Origin of the sequence: Dyadobacter sp. CY261, assembly GCF_021440085.1 — a bacterium.
In the GTDB taxonomy this organism is placed as follows: domain Bacteria; phylum Bacteroidota; class Bacteroidia; order Cytophagales; family Spirosomataceae; genus Dyadobacter.
The window spans coordinates 295,010-319,871 of record NZ_JAKCPW010000007.1 but is presented as its reverse complement, the minus strand read 5'-3'; the positions used below and the strand labels follow the sequence as shown (position 1 = coordinate 319,871).

Annotated in this window: 13 protein-coding genes; 7 read left to right on the top strand and 6 right to left on the bottom strand. The window is 45.4% G+C overall.

Features of this window, described 5'->3' with window-relative positions:
* Positions 1-2 precede the first annotated feature (2 nt).
* The 4 genes from LZD49_RS20775 to LZD49_RS20760 are packed head-to-tail and all read left to right on the top strand — an operon-like array spanning position 3 to position 9,617.
* Complete coding sequence (locus LZD49_RS20775; RefSeq protein ID WP_234669554.1) at positions 3-1,898, top strand: CHAT domain-containing protein; 1,896 nt, start codon at positions 3-5, stop codon at positions 1,896-1,898.
* Between the two features lie 4 nt (positions 1,899-1,902).
* Positions 1,903-2,901, top strand: a complete 999-nt coding sequence (locus LZD49_RS20770; RefSeq protein ID WP_234669552.1) for a MoxR family ATPase — start codon at positions 1,903-1,905, stop codon at positions 2,899-2,901.
* Entirely contained in the window at positions 2,898-7,517 is a 4,620-nt protein-coding gene (locus tag LZD49_RS35840) for a caspase family protein (RefSeq protein WP_234669550.1), read from the top strand. Before LZD49_RS20770 ends, LZD49_RS35840 begins: the two co-directional genes overlap by 4 nt.
* 3 nt (positions 7,518-7,520) lie before the next feature.
* On the top strand, positions 7,521-9,617 hold the full coding sequence (locus LZD49_RS20760) for an SGNH/GDSL hydrolase family protein (protein WP_234669548.1): 2,097 nt from the start codon (positions 7,521-7,523) through the stop codon (positions 9,615-9,617).
* Between the two features lie 89 nt (positions 9,618-9,706).
* On the opposite strand, the gene LZD49_RS20755 is transcribed toward LZD49_RS20760, so the two are convergent.
* From LZD49_RS20755 to LZD49_RS20740, 4 genes are all read right to left on the bottom strand, one after another.
* The gene (locus tag LZD49_RS20755) at positions 9,707-11,284 is read right to left on the bottom strand and encodes a SusD/RagB family nutrient-binding outer membrane lipoprotein (RefSeq protein WP_234669546.1); all 1,578 of its coding nucleotides are present in this window, start codon (positions 11,282-11,284) and stop codon (positions 9,707-9,709) included.
* 18 nt (positions 11,285-11,302) lie between these two features.
* Entirely contained in the window at positions 11,303-14,431 is a 3,129-nt protein-coding gene (locus LZD49_RS20750; RefSeq protein WP_234669544.1) for a SusC/RagA family TonB-linked outer membrane protein, read from the bottom strand.
* Between the two features lie 571 nt (positions 14,432-15,002).
* Entirely contained in the window at positions 15,003-16,787 is a 1,785-nt protein-coding gene (locus tag LZD49_RS20745) for a gliding motility-associated C-terminal domain-containing protein (protein WP_234669542.1), read from the bottom strand.
* A gap of 236 nt (positions 16,788-17,023) precedes the next feature.
* A complete protein-coding gene (locus LZD49_RS20740; RefSeq protein ID WP_234669540.1) occupies positions 17,024-18,178 on the bottom strand; it encodes an NAD(P)/FAD-dependent oxidoreductase in 1,155 nt (384 codons plus the stop codon).
* A 96-nt stretch (positions 18,179-18,274) separates the two neighbouring features.
* On the opposite strand from LZD49_RS20740, the gene LZD49_RS20735 reads away from it, so the two are divergent.
* Positions 18,275-19,234 (top strand): AraC family transcriptional regulator, encoded by a 960-nt coding sequence (locus LZD49_RS20735; protein ID WP_234669539.1) that lies wholly within the window; start codon positions 18,275-18,277, stop codon positions 19,232-19,234.
* Positions 19,235-19,244: 10 nt separating this feature from the next.
* Here the strand turns inward: LZD49_RS20735 and LZD49_RS20730 are convergent, their stop codons facing one another.
* A complete protein-coding gene (locus tag LZD49_RS20730) occupies positions 19,245-20,363 on the bottom strand; it encodes an epoxide hydrolase family protein (RefSeq protein ID WP_234669537.1) in 1,119 nt (372 codons plus the stop codon).
* Positions 20,364-20,478: 115 nt separating this feature from the next.
* The gene (locus LZD49_RS20725; RefSeq protein ID WP_234669535.1) at positions 20,479-21,348 is read right to left on the bottom strand and encodes an AraC family transcriptional regulator; all 870 of its coding nucleotides are present in this window, start codon (positions 21,346-21,348) and stop codon (positions 20,479-20,481) included.
* A gap of 516 nt (positions 21,349-21,864) precedes the next feature.
* Here LZD49_RS20725 and LZD49_RS20720 point away from each other — a divergent pair.
* Positions 21,865-22,203, top strand: coding sequence for a PadR family transcriptional regulator (locus LZD49_RS20720; protein ID WP_234669533.1), 339 nt, complete (start codon positions 21,865-21,867; stop codon positions 22,201-22,203).
* A gap of 1 nt (position 22,204) precedes the next feature.
* Complete coding sequence (locus LZD49_RS20715; RefSeq protein WP_234669532.1) at positions 22,205-24,850, top strand: ABC transporter permease; 2,646 nt, start codon at positions 22,205-22,207, stop codon at positions 24,848-24,850.
* Positions 24,851-24,862 lie beyond the last annotated feature (12 nt).

The following is a 24,862-nucleotide window of genomic DNA, read 5'->3' as shown; positions in this document are numbered from 1 at the left end:
AGATGGAATCGGTTGTTGTGTCCTATTTTTCCCAAAACCCCGATCAAAAATTCCTGGAATTGTTGAAAGAAGAACATCGCGAAATTAGCGCGGCATGGGAACAATCTAAAGACCCGAATAAGCAAGGTTATTTCAAGATCGAACATCTGGATCGTCCATTTGCTCAACAAGATCAGATACCAAATGATGTAGCCACTTACGGCGACAAAATTGTTCTTTTTCACTTTGCGGGACATGCCGGTCAACAGAAAATAGTTCTGGAAAATGGGGACGGACAGTTGCCGGGATTTTCCCTTCTTTTAGCAAAAGCAAGTAACTTAAAGTTAGTGTTCCTAAACGGCTGTGGTACACACGATCAAGTAGATCTTCTTTTTGAAAGAAGCAAAGTGAAGGCAATTATCGCAACAAGTCAGGAAATACCGGACTCCGTAGCAAAGGACTTTGCGACTGATTTCTATCGCCAAATAGCTAAAACCGGGGTTACTATCCAGGCTGCGTTCGATTTTGCAAAAGGCAAATTATTGTTCAAGGGCCAAGCGACGGGTGGTTATACCGAAAACGCTATTGTTTGGCGAGGGCTCGGAACAACAACACAGAGACAAGGCCTTGACCTATGGAAATTACATGTTCGGGAAGGGGCGGAAGCAATATTGACCGATCCATATTGGTGGGTCATCGGCGATCTGGCATTGACTCGTGTCATAAACCTCCCGATTCCTAAGATGTTTTTCATCTATGATGAACTTTCGAAAAATGAATATAACACATTTATTGACGAATTAACGCCGAAAATAGATAATGGAGAAGTCGTTGTAAACGGAACGTTCAACATTCAGGAGCAACTAAACATTGTTTCCGTCAATGCTGAAATAAATGCGGCTGATATTGTATTTATAATGATAAAAGACAAGCAGTTTTATAAATTCTGGCAATCATTACAGCTCAAAGTTGACGACTTTAAAGGCAAATTCATTGTCTTCGTTAAAATAAGTGATCCCGATTATTGTTTAGAAAAATTCAAAAAAGACAATCTAGAAGCAAACGCAATCATACCTTCAAATAAATGGGCGTATATACATCCACTTATCGGCGATGTGGATGATAAAATGAAAAAACTACTATTTGCAGAAGTATATAACGAGTTTATTAGGGATGTGATTGATGTTTTACCGAAATATATTGATGACTTCAATTTCAAAGATCCCAAAAAAGATTTTAAAAAATCTCTTCAATCCAGTCAAAGTAATATAATATTTGCCTGCCTGGAAGGTACGCCAAATTGCGGACACAATCTTTTACTGAAAAAATTCATCAAAGAGTTATCTAAAACAACCAAATCAATAAAAAAAATAAACCTTTCTTTTCGATTCAATCACACAGCAGACATAGATGAACTCGAAAAAGTAATTTCCAAAGAGCTAGGAACAGACGACAACTGTTATATTTCAATTAAGAATATAAATAGCCAGGAATCCGTCATCATCATCTTCGATGATTTACTACCCCCAAGTAATGTTGTAGATGCTAATTGGAAAGAACCAGTTGAATTAGTCAGTAAATTTCTTGATCGACTATCCGATAAACTTCCTCAGAAGATCATAAATAAGGTTGTAGTCATTGCCATACATCGGCAGTTCGATACAAATTCAATATTCAACTCCATTATAGGAAACACACCTGTCGCAAATATTCAAAAGGTATCATGCACAATGAAGTCATTGGAAAAGGATGAAATTGTGCAATGGAGGGAAGATGTCGATCCGGGAGGAAGCATCTTGACAAATCTGGACCCGGAAAACTTGCAAGTACAATGGCCTGGCTATCTCATCCCCGTACTTACGGAGATGGGCAAACAATTGCAAATTCCATCAAAGCTATTAGCAAAGATTATCGACTAAATTCATGACAGAGAAACCCTATCTCGGAGAGGCGCTAAAAGTGTCTCAGCCGGATTACGATGTGCACGGAAATCTAACAGGAAAAGAAATCCCACCATATAGACCAAGCAAAAATTTAATCGATGCCGTAAGGTACGCCCGTCTTCTCGGGCGGCCTCTCCTCATACGGGGGGAGCCAGGCTGCGGGAAGACAAAACTGGCACAGGCAGTCGCTTATGAGCTTTATGGTGAGCGCTATAAAAACTACTTCTTTGAATGGTATGTGAAATCAACTGCCAAAGCGGTTGATGGTCTTTATACCTTTGACCATCTGGCCCGCCTGCGCGACCTTCAGGGACTCTCAAAAACAGCAAGAGTTTTTAAAGACAAATATCTGACGCTTGGCCCTTTAGGACAAGCATTTAAAACGGACCGTCCAGCGATTGTACTGATAGATGAGATTGATAAAGCAAACATTGATTTTCCAAATGATCTGTTGCTTGAACTCGATCAGCGACGATTTAAAGTTCCCGAAATGAATGAACGTGGAAAAACCGATTTTGAAATTGAAGCAAAACATCCCCCTATTGTCTTTATCACCTGCAACGACGAGCGAGAATTGCCGAATGCGTTCTTAAGACGCTGTGTATTTCATTATATCACCATGTCGGGAGCGGAATGGCTCGAAATTGTAAAAGCACATTTCCCCGAAGAAGAATACAATATCTCCGACATCACACTCACTACCATCGTAACGTACTTTGACCAACTGGTTAGCTCCATGAAAAATGGAAATGCCACCAAAGCACCCGATACCAGTGAATTGTTGGATTGGGTCAGAACGATCCATCATTTTTGGTTAAATGACAAGGGTATCAACGATCTAAACGTTGAAGGAAATGAAGCAAATCAACGTACCGTAGAAGACTTTCTTCAACGTCTGAGCGAAGCGGGCCTCCCATATTCAGAAGTTCTCCTGAAGACCAAGGAAGATAGACAACGCTACAATGGATTGAGCAAGTGAAAAATCAAAACGACTTCCAGCCATTCCTTTTTAGTTTCTTCCTACGTTTAAAGAAGGAGGCCGGCATTGAATTGGACACGGAGCAATACGAGGCATTTTTAGCATGTTGGCTCGAAACCAAAACAAATGATAAGAGCAAAATTTTCCATATCTGTGAGGCCTTATGGTTATCCAGAAAAGAGTTTAAGCCTCGCTTTACCAAATTATTTGAAGAACAATTTGCGCTTTTTCAAAAATACTCCGCTCCTGAACATATTAACCTTACGAATCAGACCGAGAAAGAAGACGAACCCGAGTCTCCACCAGCAGATGCCGAGATAGCTCCGTTTCCTGCCGGGGGTGATGAAGAGAAAAAGGACGATGAAGCCGAAGACGACGATAAAAATCCACCCCGGAATCCTACTAACCCAGGTATTCCCTTACAAGGGGTTCCTCTACCGGAACCAATTGTCGATACCTCAGAGTGGTCTGAACTAAGTCTATCCATTCAAGATACTTCCAGGAATGGACATAGCTTAAAAGCAGATAAAAGATCCAGTTATAGCAAATCGACCTTTACATTACTTCCAGAAAAAGCGTTGCCTTTCACAACTCGGAAGGTGACCCAAATGTGGCGAAAAGTACCGACCTATTTTATTGACAAGCCCACTGCCAAATTGGACGCCCCGGCCCTTATTCAGCAATTGGTCACAGATGGCGTCATTCACAAGCCCGAGTATAAAACTGAGAAAACAGAAAATCAGCAAATCGTTTGGTTAACAGACCACGATGGCTCAATGAATCCATTTCGTGCCTGGGAAGCTTCTCTTTTACAAGCAATAACAAATAATCCTGGTAACAGACCCATCAAAGACCACGCTACGAATTTTGATCGCTATTATTTTCACGATTGTCCGATTGTAAATAGCGATACCAATAATTTTCGTTTGTTTTCAGACACATCACACACAAAACTGGTCGATTGGTCGAAGGAGCTAAACAAACACAAGTGGAATAAACACACCCAGGTAATTATTTTCAGTGATGCTGGTGCAGCCCATAAGAAACTCGATTTCGGACTCATCAGACAAATGCATGAATTATGTAAAATTATCCGTCAAACCACTTCTCGCATTCTATGGATCAATCCCGTACGCAAAACCGATGATTCCTCAGCACAATACATCTCCTACTTTGTAACAATGATATATCCCGACGACGCCAGTATAAAGCGATTTACGTCGGGGTTACCGCCTTTGGGATACGTTAATGAGAAGGTATACATCTTTGGTTTCAATGATCTCAAAAGTTATGACGACTGGGAGATGACGTTGCTTCCGGGATACGAATCTTTAAGCAGTCTTAATCAGGCCCAGATAGAAGGATTTTGTCAGGTATGTCCCACGGACGCACATTGGTGGATGCTCTGCCATGCTGCGTTCCCTGTCGCGCTGACTACCGATCTTCTGCAACAAATCTGGTGGAATTTCCAGGCAGACGAAACCGGCAAAACGTATCCTATTCCACTCCACACGGTTGATGAACTGCTTCATTCCCCGATTGTCCGCGAAATTGGACGAGACTTATATGAAATCAGTTTACCTGTTCGGGAAGTGTTGCTCAGATATCTGAGGGGCAAAGACAATGTTAACGGCGCGTCTTCCATTCTGTGGGGTCCGGTGCGCGAATGGCGCCTGGCTGCCTTTATGGGGCTATATCTGAAAGAGCGCCGAAACCATGTACCTACCGGCGCGCTTGCAGCAGCAGAAAAAATCAACTACCAAAAGCAAACTTTGACCTCGTCCGAGTTAACCGAAGAAATAAATTCACTATTGACAACTTCTCAAACCAGTACAAATCCTGCGCAGCGACTGGAAGCACTGTCTCAAATTGAATATTTATTAAGCACCATTCCAAGCGAATCAAACGCGGAGAAGGGAGCCCACAACTTCGATTCTATTCAAGCCCTGAAAAAACTGGTTGATAGCATAAATTTGGCTAAAAAAGGATCACCAAATGCCGTGGAGTCTTTCAAAGAAGCCCAAAGTCGTATAGGTGTCAATCCCTCGCAGCAAGGATATAAAGTCAAACTGCCTAGGGAGGTGCAAGAGGTGTTGCTGCGGAATACTACCAGGGATCTTATTAACCATGAAAGTTCTATCGTCCCGGTTGTGCTGTCTTACTTTTTATCGGGATCAGAAGATAATCTTACGTATTCATATGTGGTACAAGAGTACAATACTTTATTGCTGGTATGGGACGAGCATAATCTGGACTCAAATAATTATTTTAAAGTCGATCACAGGGCTAGGCGCTCCCCGCAGTTAAACGACATTCGGGAGGATATTTCTTTGTTTGGAGACCGAACAGTCTTGCTTCACTTCACTGGGTTCATTCCCGAAAATACCTTTTTCACTAATGATAGTTATAGCGACGGGCTTGCTGACATTTTAGTTGATTTACCAAATCTTAAATTGGTTTTTTTTGACGGAGGGATCGCCGATCACATAGTTAGCAGATTAGTCGAGAGAGGAATTAAGGTGGTTATTGAGTCCAGATCAGGGGCTTTGAACAAGGAAGGATTCGATTTCGCAAGACACTTTTATCGGAAACTTACTGCAACTGGAAATACCATACAAGAATCTTTCCAATATGCCCTCGCTAAACTCCAACTAACAAGAACAAACTCAACAGGTCTCGATAGCGACTTAGATGAATCTATGTGGAAGTTATCCGCGAACCCGAGATATGAAACACTACTTCACGATCCGGATTGGCACGTCATCACAAAGGAGCAAGAAAAACCTAAGCACTTAGAAGTACCGAAGCTGTATTGTGTTTTGGTTGGAATAAGCAATTATGATAAAGCAAGAAAAATTTCAGCCAGCTTACACACTGACCTTGAATTAGTTGAGAAACATTTGCTATCACTTGCCGATTTTGAGGTCCACCTGACGAAGCTAACAGACCACGAGGCGACCAAAGACAAGATAGTCCGCACCTTTCGAAATACCCTTGGCCAAGCCCATTCAGAGGACACGGTTTTATTCTGGTTTTCAGGACATGACGCGATGGAGGAAGCCGATACGATTTGGGGAGAAGCTGACGGTCTTTTGGATTGCCTTGTTTGCTATGATGGCGGAACAAATAAACCGGCTGACTATTTGATTACCCACAAGGAAATCCACCTTCTGCTAAACGAACTGTACAGTGCAACAAGAGCTCACATCGTAACCATCTACGACTGCAAATACCAAGGGGATGGCAAGTTAAAAAATGACGTTCCTGACTCCTCGTTGAATACTAATCGAAGTTCGGCATTCCCAATGAGAGATTGGAATGACTTTATATTCAGTGACTCAGTATCCCGAACAGACATTATTAACAAACGATCCGGCTATCTGTCGGAAACAGGGACATATTTTCAAATATCAGCGAGTGAGCGCACTAAACCCGTGACAGAAGTAACAAAAGGAGGAGGATTCATCAAATCATTTGTTAAAGCGCTCGGAGATCAAAAAGAGACCATCTCCTATGCGCTTCTCATTAACAGAATCCAACAATATATGCGGGGAAGACACAACGGGCAATCTCCCCGGCTGTTTATTGCGGGAAACAACAAGGATTCAAAACAGATTGGTTTTTTAAATAAGCCTACTCCAAAAACGCGAAGACCTCAAGAAACAATTTTCAATCCCGACCTGGGATGGCTGTTAAACCTCGGTGTCCTTCATGGCGTAAACAAACATTCGAAAATTACGCTCACTGACCCACTTGCTGCAAATGACACTTACTTTGCTAGGCCAAAGGAACAGGAGATCTACGCGGACTACACTGTACTGGATGTCCAGGGCATTCATGCCGAAACTGCCTACCAAGCGGACGTTCGGAATCTATCAACAGGAAAGCTGAAACTATTTCTGGAAAATCATGATGCAACGATCGAAGAATGCGACGATTTACTTGCTGCCCTGACTGACACGTCAAATATTGAATTTGTCGACAGCGACTGTAATTACAAGTTTCATATTCGCTGCGCCAAGGTTTATATCACTTCCCCAAGTGACAAATATAGGCCTCTGATCGTACCAATGCCATACAATACAAAGGAAGACGTACAGAAGTTAAAAGAAACATTTCAACAAATCGCCCGCTGGCATTATGTAAAGAATCTAAAAGATGGGCTTCAAGTCCGTCAATCCCTGATCAGTACTGAGTTATTTGAATTGAATAGCGATGGATCTAAGTCGGCAATAGATATATCGAACAGGCTTGCAAGACCTGTATTTCGAAAAAATGAAACAAAATGCGAGTTAAATCTTGTTGTTAAAATCACTAACATTAGTGAACAGGATCTCTATGTTGCTGCTCTCTATTTGAGCAACTTATTTGGAATTACTCCCCGGCTTACGCCTATGCAACCGCAGTTATTACTCTCAGGAGAGTCGATGGTACTCAGCTATCAACAAAATCACTTTATTAGACTCGAATCAATCGGTCTTGAACAAATTTACAATTTCGCGTCCATTAACGAGTCTATAAAATTTATAGTAAGTGATCAACTGTTCGAGACAAATGGATTCAGTATAGATAATTTAGAAAACTTAGAGAAGTTGGAGAATCCTGTAACGAGATAAAATATGGCTCTTGGCAGAGAAAAAAAGACCCTTTCAGAACCTTCCGGTTGGTCAGAAGAAACCCTTAATCTTGAAATAGAAAATCCATTTTACAACAGGTTTTCTGAAAAAAAACTTCAAGAATTATTGGAATCCGAAGACAGTGCCTACTTCGCAGCTGGTCAATTTTGTGAAGTCGAGCTCGATAGGTTCGGACAACCGACAAGATGGAGATTAAAGCCAGATTTGATAGTCGAAAGCGAATTTGAGAATCAGACCACGGCGCGGTCATGGCTGGGAAATCAAATTGAAACGACTATTAGACACAACCGCTATCGTCTTTTAAAAAAGAACCCCAAGAGAAGCAAAATTCTTGCATTAGGTGATTCCTGGTTTCAATATCCGCTGCTAGAAGTAGATATTTTAGATCAGTTATCAAGATTATACGCGATTTACAGTGTCGCAAATCCAGCAGCTTCACTGGAAGAAGCTATCAATTCGGGCAACTATCTGAAAGCAGAAGAGTCCGGCGGGTTTGATTTCATCATTGTGAGTTATGGCCTTAATGACCTTTTTGGAGAAGATTTCCCCTCCTTCTTGAATGGCAAACCCAACGAGGAAAATAGTAAAATTGATCGTTATCTATCGACCGAATTCTTCAAAAAATTAAGTACCATAGAAATAAATTTTAAAAATCTTTTTAATAAATTATTATCAAAACATCCGAATTCGAAAATATTTTTTCATTGCTACGATTATTTCATACCACTAAAAACAAGCGCTGAAAAAATCAACTGGGTAGGCCGCACTATGACTGAATCTGGTATAAGTCCTCAGAGCCAAAGACAAAATTTAGTCAAATACATTGTAGACAGATTTGCAGATAAACTAAGCAGTATTACCCAGGATAATCAATTCAGAAATAAGGTAACTTTTGTTGACACTCGCAACAGTATCCCTCCAGACCAATGGGCCAATGAACTGCTACCGAGCAAGAATGGATTCCAGGCAGTCGCAAATGCTTTCATTAATCAGATACAAAAATCGTTAGCAGATGATAGCTTGGCTGACCTTGATTTTAAAGAAAGAGTCCAGCAATTGTATAGTGAAAGAAAGATGGTCGTACGCGACGATCTTCAAAAATTCCGCTGGGGTGGAAATGCGAAGACTGATGGATATTCTTTAAATGCGAAGGTCGACAAAGCAACGAGTTCAAGTGTATCTTATAAGGTTAAAATTACAGTACTTTCTCCCGATAAAAAAGACGACAGGCAGGTAGCCATTTTTCTGCATGATACATTTTCCAGCGAGATTAAGTATTTGAATTTCAAAGACGGAGCAGCCCGGCTCGAAGTTACAGCTTACGAAGCCTTCACGATCGGTGCCTATACCGAAGGTGGTACGATGCTGGAACTTGACCTATTGGAGCAGTCGGACCTCCCTGAAAAATTTTACTACAAACATGATTTTGACATCTTGTGGCTGCATCACGATAAATCATTTGACAGGCTTATCAAAACTTTAACAAAATATGGCACAACATTTTATCAGTACGAATCATGGCAGGAGGCGCAGGAGAAATGTCTGAAAAAGGAATTCGACTTCATTATTTCGTCCCTTTCAGCCTACAACTCAGGAAGCGACCACTCCAACCTATTGAATGCTTTCGATAAACTTAATCAGTCTACACCTATATTGTTATTTTCAGATGAAAATAACTACTTGAATACCCAACAACTAGATCCATTATTACGTAAGAGTCTGCCGAAAATTCTTTTAATAGGAAACAACTATACTTTCTTGAACCCTATCATTAATCAGCTACCTCAGAACACAATTTACCGGCAATCTTCATTCGCCAAGGCATCGGTCTTTCTTAAAGACAATCATTGCGACCTGATTGTATGTTCAATTCCAGGTAGCCGACATCAGGAAGAGCAATTAAAAGAATTGAATGAATTTAATAAAATCAGGAAGAAAACGCCATTGGTTTTCTATTCAGGTGAAGAAAGCCTGGAACCTTCTTTACTTCAAATCTTAACAAACAACGCCGTTGTGGCTCTCAACCTGAAAACAACAGTTCTAGTTAAACTGATTTACAAGATTATCACAAGCTCTTAGAAATACAGCAGTCGTTAACGCCATTAAACAAAAAAATCGGGATGACCGCAGCCATCCCGATTCTCACTTAAGCTTTAACAGATTACAACTTAAAAGTTTGAAGCTTTTCCAGTATCCCACCACAAACGGGTAGCGATATCATCTTTCGCGCCAGCGCCCATTTTCGTTACTGCATCTGTAACGGCAGCAGTATTGCCGGTTCTTTCTGCGTTTACAAACGGCATCCTTTTGATCCATTCAGTCGCAGGAATTACGCCCCAGTCGCCATTACTGTCGTTTTTGGCTACGTGTGGGATTTTTGGATAGCCTGTACGTCTGAAATCAACCCAGGCTTCCTGCGTATTGGTGAAGGTGTTCAGGTATTTCTGTGTAATGATCTTTTCCAATTTCAGCTCGTTGGAGTCCGCATTGTTCCAAGCCACGGTAATAGTTGAAGCAGCAGTAAAATTGTTACGGGCATCAATAGGATCGACGTAATTGATGGGTTTGCTCGTAGCATCCGCAATATAAGCATCTACGCCGCCTGCACCCCAATCGGAGAAAGACAACTTGATACCTTCTTCATAGTTGGTTTTAGGATCACCTGCACCTTTCCAGCCCCTGAGTCCGGCTTCCGCTTTCAAAAATGCCACTTCCGCCGCAGTGAAGTTCCTTCTGAACTGCACCGTCTGGAAATCTTCGGCCACTTTTGAGAACGGAACGTGGTCCGCTTTCGCTTTGATGTAAGCACCGTTCCTTACCCCTTTGTAAGGCACAGAAGGGTGATCGGCATACAAAGCGGCGTTCGTCATCGGAGCATAGTATTTGGAGATCCGGCCGTCTTTCAAACCAATCAAAAACGATTCCATCGGTGCGCCCATGCGGGTATCATCCCATTCGTAGCTAATCTGAGCAACGGGTATCTTGCTTCCCTGCAAAGAGTTGGTAAAATTGTCAGCATTAGTGGCAATCAAACCGGCAGGATCGGCCAATGCTTTTTCACCCTCCGTTTTTGCCAGTGCCGGATCTACTTTCGAAATCCGCATAGCCAATCTCAGACGCAAGGAGTTAACCACTTTCTGCCACTGCGGGATACTGCCAGCATATTTTGACGGGTCGAATTTTTTGAATCCGACATACTCCTTGTTGGCATTGAAGTCTGTCTGGATAGAATCCAGTTGCTTAAAGAAATACGGATACAGGTCCGACTCCTTATCGTATAATATCGAATTGGCGCTGCTACCATATTGGGAATAAATAACCGGTCCGTGCACCCCTGTCAATTTGGACATTCCGTAAATGCGGATCAATTTGGCCCAGGTCGCAAACATCGGCAAATTATATTCTTTGGCTAGCTCGATCACTTGTTTTGAAGGCGACATAATGCTACCATACACGCGGTTCCAGTAGGTGTTCCAGCGTATGTAGTAGGTAGTGTTATTTACGTTACCTACAAAGTCGGTCGGCGTACCCATGTATCCCATCCAGTTGTCGGAGCACAAATCTTCTTCGATCTGGTGCCCGTTGAGGTTGAAGATCATGCCGGAGAACGGAGAGCCAAGAAGGTTGTTATCTTCGAGGAGCTGCTCTCTTGAAATTTCATAAGGATTCCGGTTGGCTTCAATAAAATTATCCGTACAACCTGCGAATGCCACCAGGGATATCAATGCTATAATTATTTTTTTCATGTCAATAACTTTTGAGTTTTAGAAAGAAAACTTCAGGTTCAAACCATATGATCTCGTAGATGGCAATCCAAACACATCGGTCGATTGCAAATCGTTATTGGTACTCATAGCCTGCTCAGGATCGAAAGGCGCATCTTTATAGAAGAAGAACAGGTTTCTGCCTACGAAAGAGATAGAGGCATCCTTAAACACTGGATTTGTACCTTTTGTTTTAAAGTTGTAGCCTATCACAAGCTGCCCTAATCTAACGTTGGTTCTTGAATACACATATGGTTCCATGATCTTATTTCTGTCACCAATCGCGGAATAATAAGTGTATGGAGCAATGGAAGTAACAGCTACTCCCTCAGGTGTAACCGCATTGATGGCTACTGATCCGGCGTCCCTGGCTACCGCAGATCTCTCGCTTACACCATAAGAATCCAGGAATGCCTCAGTTTTGGAGAATGCTACGCCGCCGAATTTACCGTTCACGAGTACGCTGGCAAAGAAGTTACGATAACTCAGGTTGTTGGTCCATCCCAACAGGAGCTTAGGGTTCACATTGCCTACCAATTCTTGCTTAGCTGCCTTAGTGGTGACACCATTGGCATCCAAAATGATCTGCCCTGCGTCATTTCGCGCGAATTTGTAGATATACACGTCGTTAAACGAACCACCTGCTTTGATGATCGACGCAAAACCTTCATTGTCACCGCCCACCTGGTAGTCAGGGTTAGACGCGATCAGTTCTACGATTTTGTTTTTGTTCTGAGAAGCATTGAGCGTGGTATTCCAGCTGAAATGATCCGTACGGAAAGGCTCTGCATTCAAAGTAAGCTCAAATCCATGGTTTTCTATCCTTCCCGCATTGATATAATAAGTTGTATATCCTGAGCCCGAAGGTGCCGCCAGCGAAAGGAACTGGTTGGTGCTGACGCCGGTGTAATAAGTAAAATCAAGCCCTAACTTGTTGTGGAAGAATTTGGTTTCCAAGCCATACTCGTTGGCTACAATTTTCTCCGGTTTCAGAGTGGTAAATGGTACTTGTGAAGCGTACGTAATACCACCCACACCATCCGCGGTGCCTGCGCCGCCAATGACGTTCAAAGGAACTACCCTGTTATAAGGTACTTCGTTGGCAGTCTGAGAAAATGAAGCTCTTACTTTCAGCAATGAAACAGCCTGAGGCAAGTCAAGCATCTGGCTAATTACAGCAGATCCTCCGACAGAAGGGTAAAAGTAAGACTGATTACCGGTAAGAGCCAGTGTAGAAGCCCAGTCGTTACGCCCTGCAAGATCCAGGAAAAGGAAGTCCTTGAACCCAAGAGACAAGTTGGCGAATGCGCCTTGCTTAATGGTATTGCTGTAACTCGGATGGTTATTGAAAACTACGTTGTAGGGCATATTCGAGAACGTGAATATGTTGGGATACTGTAACGTGTTCGTGCCATTGTTGACAGTCATTCCATCGTAGTACTTATTTTTCTGATAACTAAGACCGGCCAAGGCAGTCAAACTGAACTCACCAAAGCTCTTGTTATAGGTAAGGATACCATCTGTGTAGATCGACTGATCGGTGTATCTTGCGTAGTTCCACGTACCGTTCGGGCCAACGCTTACAGAGTTGCCGCCCGCCGCGTAGCGCTTGTCATCCAAAACATTGTTATAGTCAATATTCGCCCTTACATCGAATTTAAGATTCTCAATGATATCATACGATAGTTTCACATTGGCAATGAGCCTTTTGTAGGTCTGCAACTTAGGATCCTTGTAAAGTTCCCAGTAAGGGTTGTTCTGTTTTTCTTCAGTAGAATACCAGTTCATCTTGTTCATATTCCGATCCTTATTGAACACCGCGTAGTTGTCTTTGTAGCTTTGGAAATCGCGGTCTCTGGCGAACAGGTACAAACCAGTCAGCGGGTTGTTATAATAACCTGCACCCGGGCGGTTCTTGGATACTTCGGAAGACAGGATCACACCGGAGCTGATTGTCATCTTGTCTTTCAGCAGTTTGGTGCTTTGTCTGAACGAAAAGTTGTTTTTCCGGTAGGTATTCGTTGGCATGATACCTTTCGAAGAAATATTCGCGTAGGAGAAGTAGACATTCGTTTTAGCGTTCCCGCCAGTGATTGCCACTGAGTTGGTGAAGGTAGCGCCAGTCTGAAAGAAGTCTTTAATATAATCTTTCTGATAATTGTCTGATTTCACTTCCGCTGTTCCTGTTGGCGTCCAGCTGTAATCCCCGCCCACACTGCCATAACGATACTGAAAATCAGGAAGGCCGGATACTTTTTCCAATACCGCACTGGAATTGAAGTCCACAGACAATTTACCTTCTTTGCCCTTTTTGGTGGTGATCAGAATGACACCATTCGCACCCTGGCTACCATACAGAATAGAAGCATTTGCTCCTCTCAGAATGCTGATACTTTCGATATCAGCCGGGTTAATGGCAGAGAGACCATCGCCACCATCCGTTCCTCCATAAGAACCTGGCTGGCCGCCTTTGTTATTGACCATCGGAATACCGTCGATCACATAGAGCGCCTCGCTTGATCCCTGCAAGGATTTGTTACCCCTAAGGACGGCCCTGGTAGAACCACCCGCACCGGAGCTACTTACTTTGATGTCGATACCGGCTGCCTTACCATTAAGTGCATCGACAAAGTTGGTGTTCGCTGCGGCTCTCAGTTCTTGTCCGCCGATTTGCTGCGTCGCGTAGGTAAGCGCTTTCTTGTCTCTTTGGATACCCAAAGCTGTTACCACAACTTCTTCCAGGACGGCGGCTGATGTTTCCAGGACCACATCCAATACGCTCTGTGCTCCAACGGTAACTTCCTTAGAATTAAAGCCGATCGATGAAAATATAAGGATTGCCTGGTCATTGGGAACTTCGATCGAAAATTTACCATCTGCATCTGTGCTCGTACCCACTTCACTTCCTTTAATAAGCACCGTAGTTCCTGGTACAGCCTCACCCTTAGAATCGGTTACCTTCCCTGTAACAGCTTTTACATTGGCACGGGATTTCACCGCTTGACTTAACGCACCGTCCAATTTCACAGGCGCGGCAAACGATGTGCCCATCGACGCTGCGAAAACGGCGGCTTGATAAAAAGTAAGTTTCATCCACAGAGGACACTTAACTTCCTTTGTTCTTTTCATAATTTTTGTTGGTTAATTGGTATAGAAATTTTAGCATAGGGACTCCGCTCGTCTTGGCAGACGATTGCAGTATGGGAAACCTATAAAGTCTTAACTAAGAGGCTTCTTTCATTCGTAGGGGATGATGTAGAGGGTTACGGCATAGGCAATACTTGAAATTATTTGATAAAAAGTAACTTAATTAGGCAATTCGTACAATGAACAGGCCATTGATTTTGAATTTTTTTTCAAATTAGTAATTTTATTAGGCAGTTTGTACGATCGGCGATCGATTATTTTAATTTTTTTCAAATTATTTAGATCTGGGCCTGCAAATTGGGCTCAGGTCATTAAAAATTTAGATTTTTTCCGGTTGAATCACTTGTGTTCTCGAACCCATCTTTGCTTTTACCGCTTTTCCGGGATTGATTGACCAAGTCGCGGGCGCCATTCCAGGGAAGTGCCCCTTCCGCCAGTTTAGTTAATGAAAGGAAGCCATTAACGAGCCACAGTATACGACATTGGATTGCACATTTCCCAGATCGACTTAAATAATCACAAGCCGTACAGAAACGCTCGCCGGTTCGATCGGCTAACGAAGTAATAATATGGTATCCCTGATCACCCGCGTGCGACCGTCGTCGAATTCAACCGTCAGTTCGTAAGGATAGGCCCCCGGCTGCGCCCTGTCGCCTTTGTAAAAACCATCCCACAGCGCGTAGCCGCTCTCCACCGTTTGGTCACTCCGGGAGGCGACCACAGTTCCCCACCGGTTGAATAACCTGAAATGCCGGATTCTCAACTTACCGGTGGCAAATTTCAGTTCCATCACTTCGTTTTTTCCATCAAAGTCGGGAGAGAATGCCGTGGGGATGTACACGTTTTCCAAACAAATCTCGCGGATGTAGAGAGACCGGGCCACATGACAGCCGGCAGTGTCTACCATATATACAGTCTGAACGAGGGGCGACAAACCGTTGAATACGGTGTCAGGCACAAAATTGATCGCGTCGATCGAAAACAACAGCGGGCCATTACCGATAGCATGGATAGATATGGCACCATCGTTGCCTTTGCAGCTCGCATTATATTCGATGATATTCAAAAATTCTGGCGCCGGCGCCTTTCCGATCACAATTTTCTTACTGGCCATACAACCGCCTGGGTCTTTTACAAAAACCTCATAAGCGCCCGGAGTTACATATGAGAAATTGGGCGATGTTACATAGTTTTCGCCGTCGAGTGAATATTGCAGCTCGCCAGTACCCGTGGCGATCACCGTGAAACCACCGAATTCAGCTCCGCATCTCGCGTGTTCGATTTCTACTTCCTGTAATACAACCGCATCGTTTTTATCAGCGACTTTCACAGCCATACTGATTTCACATCCCAGCGAATCTTTCGCCCGAAGCATGTATTCGCCGCTTTGCAAGTCGGAAAAAACGCCCGACTCCCGAAACGGCTGGTTGTCGAGCGCATAGGTAAGCGGACCATACCCCCCTTGCGCTTGTGCAAGAATACCGCCACTTTCTGATGTACAGGAATTGGTGGCCACTACCATCAAAAAGGTTGGGCGCGTCCTCTTTTCTACGGTCACCTCGCGCGAAACAGGACACCCGGCGCCCGATTTGACAGTAAGCTGATACGTTTTCGCATACAAACCCGGGAAAACGGATACTGATTGAAACATGCCGTTGTCCAGGCTGTCAGTCATCGGCCCGTCTCCGGTAGCCGTCACCGAAATAATCCCATTGTCCTGGTCGCAACTGGTATGGGTCACTTGCAGGTTCGTTATACTCGGCTCACTGACCTTGATAATCACAGGAACCGGCGGCGTTTCCACGGCGTGGAAGATCTGGGTTACATAGAAAGTGTCGGTTTGGGTCACTTTCGTTTCATAGGTATTGCCGGTGTGCAACCACTTCGATTTTTGCGGGTCAGCATACCACCGTATATCTTTCCCCGTCACTTGCAGGGTTGCTGTTTCGCCCTTGCAGTAGATGTCTCTGGATTTGAGCCTCATTCTGTACAAGTCCATCGTGAGTTTCATCCCGCATTCGAATTCCCTCATCCCTAATAGCCTTTCTTCGTCGGGATAATAGGTAAACGAATATTTGCTGTCACAAGGCGCAGATTGTGCAACGTTCATCGCTGTGATCTCGGCAAATTGCATTTGACCTACATTGCTGTTCACGGAAGCGCCACTGATTTTCCACTCGACAAAGTAGGGTGTCTGGCTCGTAACCTGCTGAAAACAGCTACCATTGATTGTACTGCCGTTTTGCGTGAGTTCCAACGCAGTGGGCCAGAAAGTAACCTCATCCGGCCTCGGGCCAAAGTCCATCCCCTGCCAATAACCGGAAAGATCCTGTCCCACAACAGGGGAAAGTCCCGGTAAGACAAACAAAACAAAAGCCAGCCCTTGCAAAATTCCCTCATACGATACTCCTACCCGGCAAACAAATTCTGATAACAGCCCCCGCCCGAAGGACAGATAAACGTTTGGCTAGCAATATATAAAAAGAGAAGATCATTGTGGCTGGCTATTAACCGATTACTCGCCGGAACTGTTCACGTGCAGATTACCGCAGGCATCGTTGTGGGTGCCGGAGGTTATCCTCCGAACATCGAAATGAGCTTATCCGTAGCGCCTTCCGCATGCATCCATTCCACCCCATCCAGCGATTCCCGCGCCTCTGCTAACGCTCGGGCCTGCATTGGCTTTTCATAGGCGGCAATGGCAGATCGCAGGTCTTTATAATCTGCGTTTGTCAGGCATTCGCTTAACTCCATAGCATCCAGCATGGCTAAATTCACCCCTTCTCCGGACGGAGGCATAATATGCGCCGCATCTCCGAGCAAAGTGATGTTCGATTGAGCGTCCCAGAACTGATCCAATGGCATACAATATTGCGGACGTATCAAAAGCGGCAGACTTACATTTTCAAAAAGCTCCAACCACAGATCACCCCAACCCACAAACTCATTTTTGTACCATTCCAGCAGTTGTGACCTGTCCTTCAAATCAATCCTACTGCTTTTTTCCCAGTTTTCATCCAATTTCTGGCTGACATAAAAATCAATACTGCCATCGCCTTTTGCGGATACATGTAAATACATATCATTACTGTGCACATAAATTTTCCCACCTTTTAGCAATGCATTGATACGGGATGCGCTGTTTTCGGAATCTTCCACATTTCCCTGAAAAATGGTGGTACCGGCATAAAAAGGTTCTTCAGACGTTACAAAAGGACGGATTTTTGAATTCGCACCATCTGCACCCACCACAATGTCCGCGACAACAATGGACCCGTTTTTAAATTCCAGCTCCCATGAATCACCGGTTTTAGATATGGTTATTAAATGACTGTCCCAAACCACCGTATCAGTCTGAAGAGAATCCAGCAAAAGATCCCGCAAATCTCCCCGGTCAATTTCCGGCCTGAACGACGCGTCGCCAAAATCTTTACCGGATTCTGTGAGGTGTTCGTCGTAAATGACATTGCCTTCCCTATCTACGACGCGCCCTTTGTCTGCACCCGGCCTGTATGCCTTTTTAAATGCGTCCAATAATCTTGCTTTTTCGATCGCCTTCAAGCCCGAATCATCGTGCAGGTCGAGTGTCGCGCCTTGCACGCGTACATCCCTATTAAAGTCCCTTTCATAAACTTTCACATCCGCGCCTTTGAGTTGTAAAAGCCTTGCGAGTGTCAAACCACCCGGACCACCGCCTATTATGGCTATTCGTTTGTTTTCCAGTAACATGTCTTGCTGTATTTGTTAATGATTATTATTTCGCAAGCAAAACTATCGTTACTTTTATAGATAAAATAGCCACATTGAATTCAAAAATAGTCGTAAATGAAAATAGCAGTTACTGATCACGGATCGGGGATCACGCGGGAATTCGCCAGGGCGATCGGCGCTACCGTTCGCGGCCGCTTCATCGATATCCCCAAAAGCAAGGGTGAAGGCTACATTACAGGCTTCTCCTGGGGAAGCGACTTGCGCATGATGATCCGTCATTACCATCTCAAAGAGGATGTCATTATTGAGCGGACAAACTTGTTGGCCGAGGAGCAGGACGATGTCGTCTTTCTACTGAGCGGTATTTTCGCTTTACCGGTACAGTCCGAAAAAGAACTGTCACCCGAACGGGCCTATGTTTTTATCTGTACGCATGCTGTTTCCTCTGTCATGGAAATGCCTTCCAACACGATTTTTGGTAGCGTTTCCATCGCAGTTTCTAGAAAATACCTGCGTCAGCTCTTTGGACACATAGATCATCGCGCTGTGGCGAGCCTTCTGAGAGCCGGAGGTAATTTTGTTTTTGAAACCGGCATTTCTCCCGAAATGATCAGGGCCGGCAGCGAGCTTCTGCATTCATCGGTGCATGAAAGCCTCGAAAGTCACTACTACAAACTGAAATGTGAAGAGCTTTTATGCTACATCTTTGACATATTGGTTCAACGCGAAGGGATGTCGGCAACGAGCATGCATATCGACGATATCAAAGCCATTTACGCCATTTATTCCCGTTTGCAATCGCATTTGGATCAGCCGCCCCACATTGCCGGGCTCGCAAAGGAAGCGGGCATGAGCGAACCCAAACTACGAAAATTATTCAGGCAGACCTTCGGCAAAGGCGTTTTTGAGTATTACCAGTTTGCCCGGATGCAGGAAGCCGCAAAGCGGCTGACCGGTAAGCGGCTGACCGTCTCAGAAGTTGGCTACCGACTGGGTTTTACCAACCTGAGTCATTTTTCAAGGGTTTTTGAGGAGCATTTCGGCGTGAAACCGAAGAAGTATTCTGCTTTGTGAAAAAGCCTGTCTAATCAATGCTGTAAAAGAAACTAGCCAGTTCCGCGGCAAAAACATCGGGTACTTCCAAGGCCGCGAAGTGCCCGCCTTCTTTCATTTTCCGGAAGGTAACCACGTTGACGAAGCGTTCTGCCCATTCTCTTGGGAATTGCGCTTCCCTCGGGAACACGGCGACGCCCGCAGGCACGGCTGACTTCTCCAACGGCTTTGCCCCGCTCCATTGGGCAATGGCATCCACCTTGTACATCCTCACCGACGTGGCGACCGTTTGTGTCACCCAATAGATCATGATGTTCGTCAGCAATTCATCTCTGCCGCCAAAGGCGTTTTCCAGGATATCGGCAGGAGCGCCGGCATTGCCAAAGCTAAGTATCCAGGCCGCCAATCCAGCGGGTGAGTCGTTGAGACCATAGGCAAGCGACTGTGGTTTGGTGGAATGCACCATGGCATAAGCACCCTCGCTGTACCACCATTGCTGTACAAATTGCGCAAACTGTTGTTCAGCTTCCGTCATCGTAGCCGGATCTTCCTGGCCCATCGGATACCCGATATCCGTAAAATGGACGCCCGCTACCACACCGACATATTTGGACGCCAATGCCTTCGTTACGCCCATTCCCACATCCCCGCCAGCCGCATAGAATTTTTCGTAACCGAGATTTTCTGTCATTAATGCCTTCCATAAATCGGCAACTGCCTCGCTTGTGAGAGCTGTTTTCTCCGAAAACCCGAAGCCTGGAATGGAGGGGATCACCAGGTCGAAGCTCTGTTCACCTTCGGTCAGGAGTGGAATGATTTTGTGAAACCGATAGTAACTGTCGGGCCAGCCGTGCGTCAATATGAGCGGCTTGGAATTTTTGCCCTTTCCCGTGATATACTGGAAATGTACTTTCACGCCATGCACATTGGCGATGTATTGCGGATATTCATTGAGGGAAGCCTCCTGCTTGCGCCAGTCGTACGTGTGGAGCCAGTAATGCAACAGTTCTTTCAGGTATGTTTCGCTGGTGCCGAAGTGCCAGCCGGAGCCATCTGCTTCGCCAGGCCAGCGGGTATTTTGCAAACGGCTTTTTAATTCATCCAATACTTGTTGCGAAACCGATACTTTGAATACCTCAGTGTTTTTCATGGTCGACATCTTTTTGTTTCGTGAACAGGTTAAGTGGAACGAAGGTATCGCTACCAACGGAGGCGCTGTTAGGAAGGATGTCGGGAAAAATGGTAAAAATGTCTGCCCGGATACATTAACCCCGGCGATATTCGGTAGGCGTCGTGTTGGTAAATTTTTTGAATGATTTATTGAAATGGGAAGCATCTTCATACCCCAGCCAATAACATATCTCCTGTATGGAAAAACTGGTCTGTTTTAGTAAACTTTTCGCTTCCATTATCACATATTCATCGATAAAGGTTTTAGCTGTCTTACCCAGCTCGGCTTGTAACACTTCGCTCAGATATTTCGGGGTGATATTCAATGCGCAGGCGTAATGGGCCACTTCTTTATGCTCGGGAAACTGCTCCGCGACCAGCTTTCTGAATGCGTGTGTGATCTTCTCCCTGTTCGAAATGGTATTGTTTTGGAGCTGGCCCGCTTGTTTTGCGTGAAATGAATCCGTCAACATCAGGATTGAATAAACAATACCCGGAACAGCGCTTGGTTCATCTTTTAATTCTTTCAGCAGTTTAAATAGTGAGGCCATTCTGCTGGTTTCGTCGGCAGTCAGCCTGATAACATGTTTGCCGCCATGAAAAAAGTATGGCATTGCCTGTAAAAAGGAATTGGTTTTCATTCCCTGAAACAATTCTTCAGTAAAATAGACCGTGTCGTGTTCTGCGGAATAGTTGCCCGTCCATTGGCAAACCATTCCAGGCCCCACAGTGGTAAGAGATCCTGTGGCCAGCTCATAATCCGTACTGCCGATCCTGAAAATATCTCCATCTCCGGAATAGGTCATTCCCAGGCCATAAGTAAATGTCCGGAATGGAAAGTTGACATGGGCACTTTGGTAGGTTTGTTTGTCGGCCAGAAAGAATGGGACGTGAAAGCTGCCGGCATTCTGGTGTTTCAGGAACTCGTAAAGGTTGAATGATTTCAAGTTAAATTTCTTCTGCATGGCGGTTTAGTCTGTTCGTTGAAGAGGCAATGATATGCTTTTCCGCCGATCTGTAAAAACAAAATACATCTCGCCCAAAACAGGGATGTATTCCTGGCTACCACTACACTATGCATCATCCATCCACATAAATTACTGATTCTACCTCCCTCACGGTAGGGTAACACTCCAAACCTGCACTGTATGCGCCGAAAATATGCCTAATGCCATTGCCCAAATCAGGGCGTGCATGGCGACATTAACACGTTTAACCTTCATAACTCCTTAAAGTAATCCTCAAACAAGGGATATATTCCCCTCTCCGCAAAAAACTTGAGACGAATGGAGATTATTTGTGGAAGTATGAATGGGGTTTGCGAATTGCCCCTCTTGTCCGCTTTGGTGCGTACAACGTTCGAAAGCGGACATTTTCCAAGCCAGCCATTTACAAAAAACCGCGAAAACTACACCAAATAACGCATTTACGAAAACTGGCACAGCATTTGATCGGCATTATCATAGGAAATAGCTTATACCATGAAACGCACGTTTTTAGGAGAGTTTGAGGAACTGGTTTTACTGACCGTGGCGGTACTCGAAGAAGATGCCTACGGTGTGTCGGTAACCCAGGAGCTCGAAAAGAAAACCGGCAGGATTGTCGGGTTTAGTACGGTGCATACAACGCTTCAACGGCTGGAAGAGAAGGGCTACCTCTCCTCCCGGATGGGTGGCGCTACGGCCGAGCGGGGTGGCCGCCGCAAACGCTACTTTATCGTCACCGCGTTTGGACGGAAAGCTTTGCGAGAGGCCAAACAGGTGCGTGAGGATTTGTGGAGCGCCCTATCGCCCGCCGCGCTGCAATTGATGGGAAGCTGACATGGGCCGCAAGAGCCATACCTCCGATCCCAGGCCGCCTCGATGGGCGGGCAAGCTGCTAAGCATCTTCGCCGATCCCCGGGCCGAGGAAGAAATAGCAGGCGACCTGCTCGAATTGCATGCCTACTGGTCGAAAACAGGCAGTCGCGCAAGCGCCAACCGGCGTTATATCTGGAATGTATTGAAACTAATGCGACCGTTCGCAATTCGCAAGCAATCAAACGATTATCCCAAAACCTATTCTTTAACGCCGGCCATGATCAGGAACCATTTCACCATCGCAATCAGAAATTTTTTCAAGAGTAGAGGTTATTCGTTCATCAATGTATCCGGACTGGCCGTGGGGATGTCGTGCGCCATTCTGATCTTCCTGGCGGTTCGTCACGAAACGAGTTACGACCTATACCAATCGCGCATACACCGCATTTACCGCGTCGAAACTGAGAATATCAAAGAAAACCATACCTATCCCGGCACGTACACAGGGATGACCAACGCGCTGCACACCGATATGCCCGAGGTCGAAACGGTAGTCCCGCTTTTGAAATTCAGCGACAAAACCATGGCGGTTGGGGACAACCGGTTCAGGGAGTCTTTCATTTTTGCGGACAATAATCTTTTTAAGACTTTCGACTATCAATGGGTTTCCGGTAATCCGGCAAACGCATTGGCGCAGCCGAACACGATCGTGCTTACACGCAAGTATGCGGAGAAATATTTTGGCAAGACAGATGTGATCGGAAAAACGGTCCGCCTGGACAACAAGCAAGACCTAACCGTTGCGGGCGTGGTGGAGGATTACCCTTCGGCCACTAGTTTCCCTTTCGATATGCTCGTGTCGTTCCCCACATTAAAAAACGTGAATCCGGATTTTGACCAGAACCGCTGGAACGGTTGGAATGACAATTTCCAGGTGTTCGTATTGCTCAAAAAGGGAATTCGCCCGGAGCAGCTGGCCGGCCGCTTCGCTGCGATCGTCGAAAAGTATATCGGTAAAGGGGAGGGAGAACACAAGCGTTTCAAGTTCAGTCATTTATCCAACATTCATTATTCTGGTAACCTTGGCGGGCGAAGTGCCAATGTGAGCCTGCTCAAAACACTGTCATTCATCGGGCTGCTCGTTTTGCTCATCGCCTGTTTCAATTTCATCAACCTGAGCACGGCGCAGGCATTCAGACGGGCAAAGGAAGTAGGGATACGCAAGGCCATCGGAAGCAACCGCAAGTCGCTCGTGTTCCAGTTCCTGACCGAGGCCGCGCTCATCACATCGTTTGCCGCTGTGGGTGCCGTTGTGCTCAGTGTGATTGCCCTGCCCTCGCTCGCGAATGCATTAGCCATTCCATTGACCACCGCTGATTTGTTTACCTGGGAAACGGCATTATTCTCTGCGGTGCTGCTCGTCGTTACCACGCTGCTGGCAGGCGTTTATCCGGCTCTGAGGTTGTCGGGCATGGCGCCGATATGGACGTTGAAAAGCAATGCTACCCAGCAGACAAGCCAATGGGTCTCCATGCGTCAGGGGCTGGTGGTGGTCCAGTTCACGGTATCACTGGTGCTCATTAGCTGTGCGATGCTCATCAACCGGCAACTCGATTTTTTCCGCCATGCCGACCTGGGTTTCGATCAATCGGCGATTATCACGGTCGGACTGCCCGACAACACGCCTGAGAAACTGCATGCATTTCGCGATCAGCTGCTTAGGTCGCCGCAGATCCGGGACGCCAGCTTCTCCTTCAACAGTGCTTCCGCCGAAAGCAACTGGATGCAATCCATGGAGTACCGGAAGGGGCCGGAGGTAGTGCAGGTAAAAACGCAAATGAAAATGGGCGACTCGCATTTCCTGGATACTTATGGCATTAAGATGCTCGCCGGCGAACCGCTTAAAGACAGTGACACTACTGATTTTAAGGTCATTGTCAACGAAATCGTTCTGGCACGCCTGGGCATTACCCATCCCGCACAGGCGATCGGCGAGCGGCTGTATTTCGGCGACGGAGACCAGTTTGCTGTGATAAAAGGCGTAGCTAAAAACTTCAATGTCAACTCATTGCACCAGAAAATAGATCCAACAATTATCCAGGTTGTACCGAACAACTACTATCAGGTTGGCGTGAAACTGCAAAGCGAGCGTCCGAATGCGGCCTCCGTGCAAACTGCATTGGCCCATATAGAAAAGGCCTGGACCGCAGCATTTCCGGATCAGGTTTTCGAATACAACTTTCTGGACGAAACACTCGCGCAGGCCTACCAATCAGAAACGCGCACGGCCAAACTTATTGAGGTAGCTACCTTTTTTGCGGTCCTGATCGCCTGCATGGGGCTCTTCGGCCTGGCTACATTCACCGCCGAGCAGCGTACGAAAGAAATAGGTGTGCGGAAAGTGCTGGGCGCTTCCGTAGCCAGCATCATCGGTTTACTTTCCAAGGATTTCCTGAAACTGGTCATGATCGCGTTTTTGATCGCCTCACCTATTGCCTGGTACGCCATGAGCCTGTGGTTGCAGAATTTCGAGTTCAGGATACAGATAGCCTGGTGGATGTTCCTCTCCGCGGGCGTGCTGATGACCCTGATCGCCGTGCTGACCGTCGGCTTCCAGAGTGTGAAGGCGGCCAGGCTGGATCCCGTCAAAAGTCTTAGGAGCGAGTAACGCAGCGTTTTT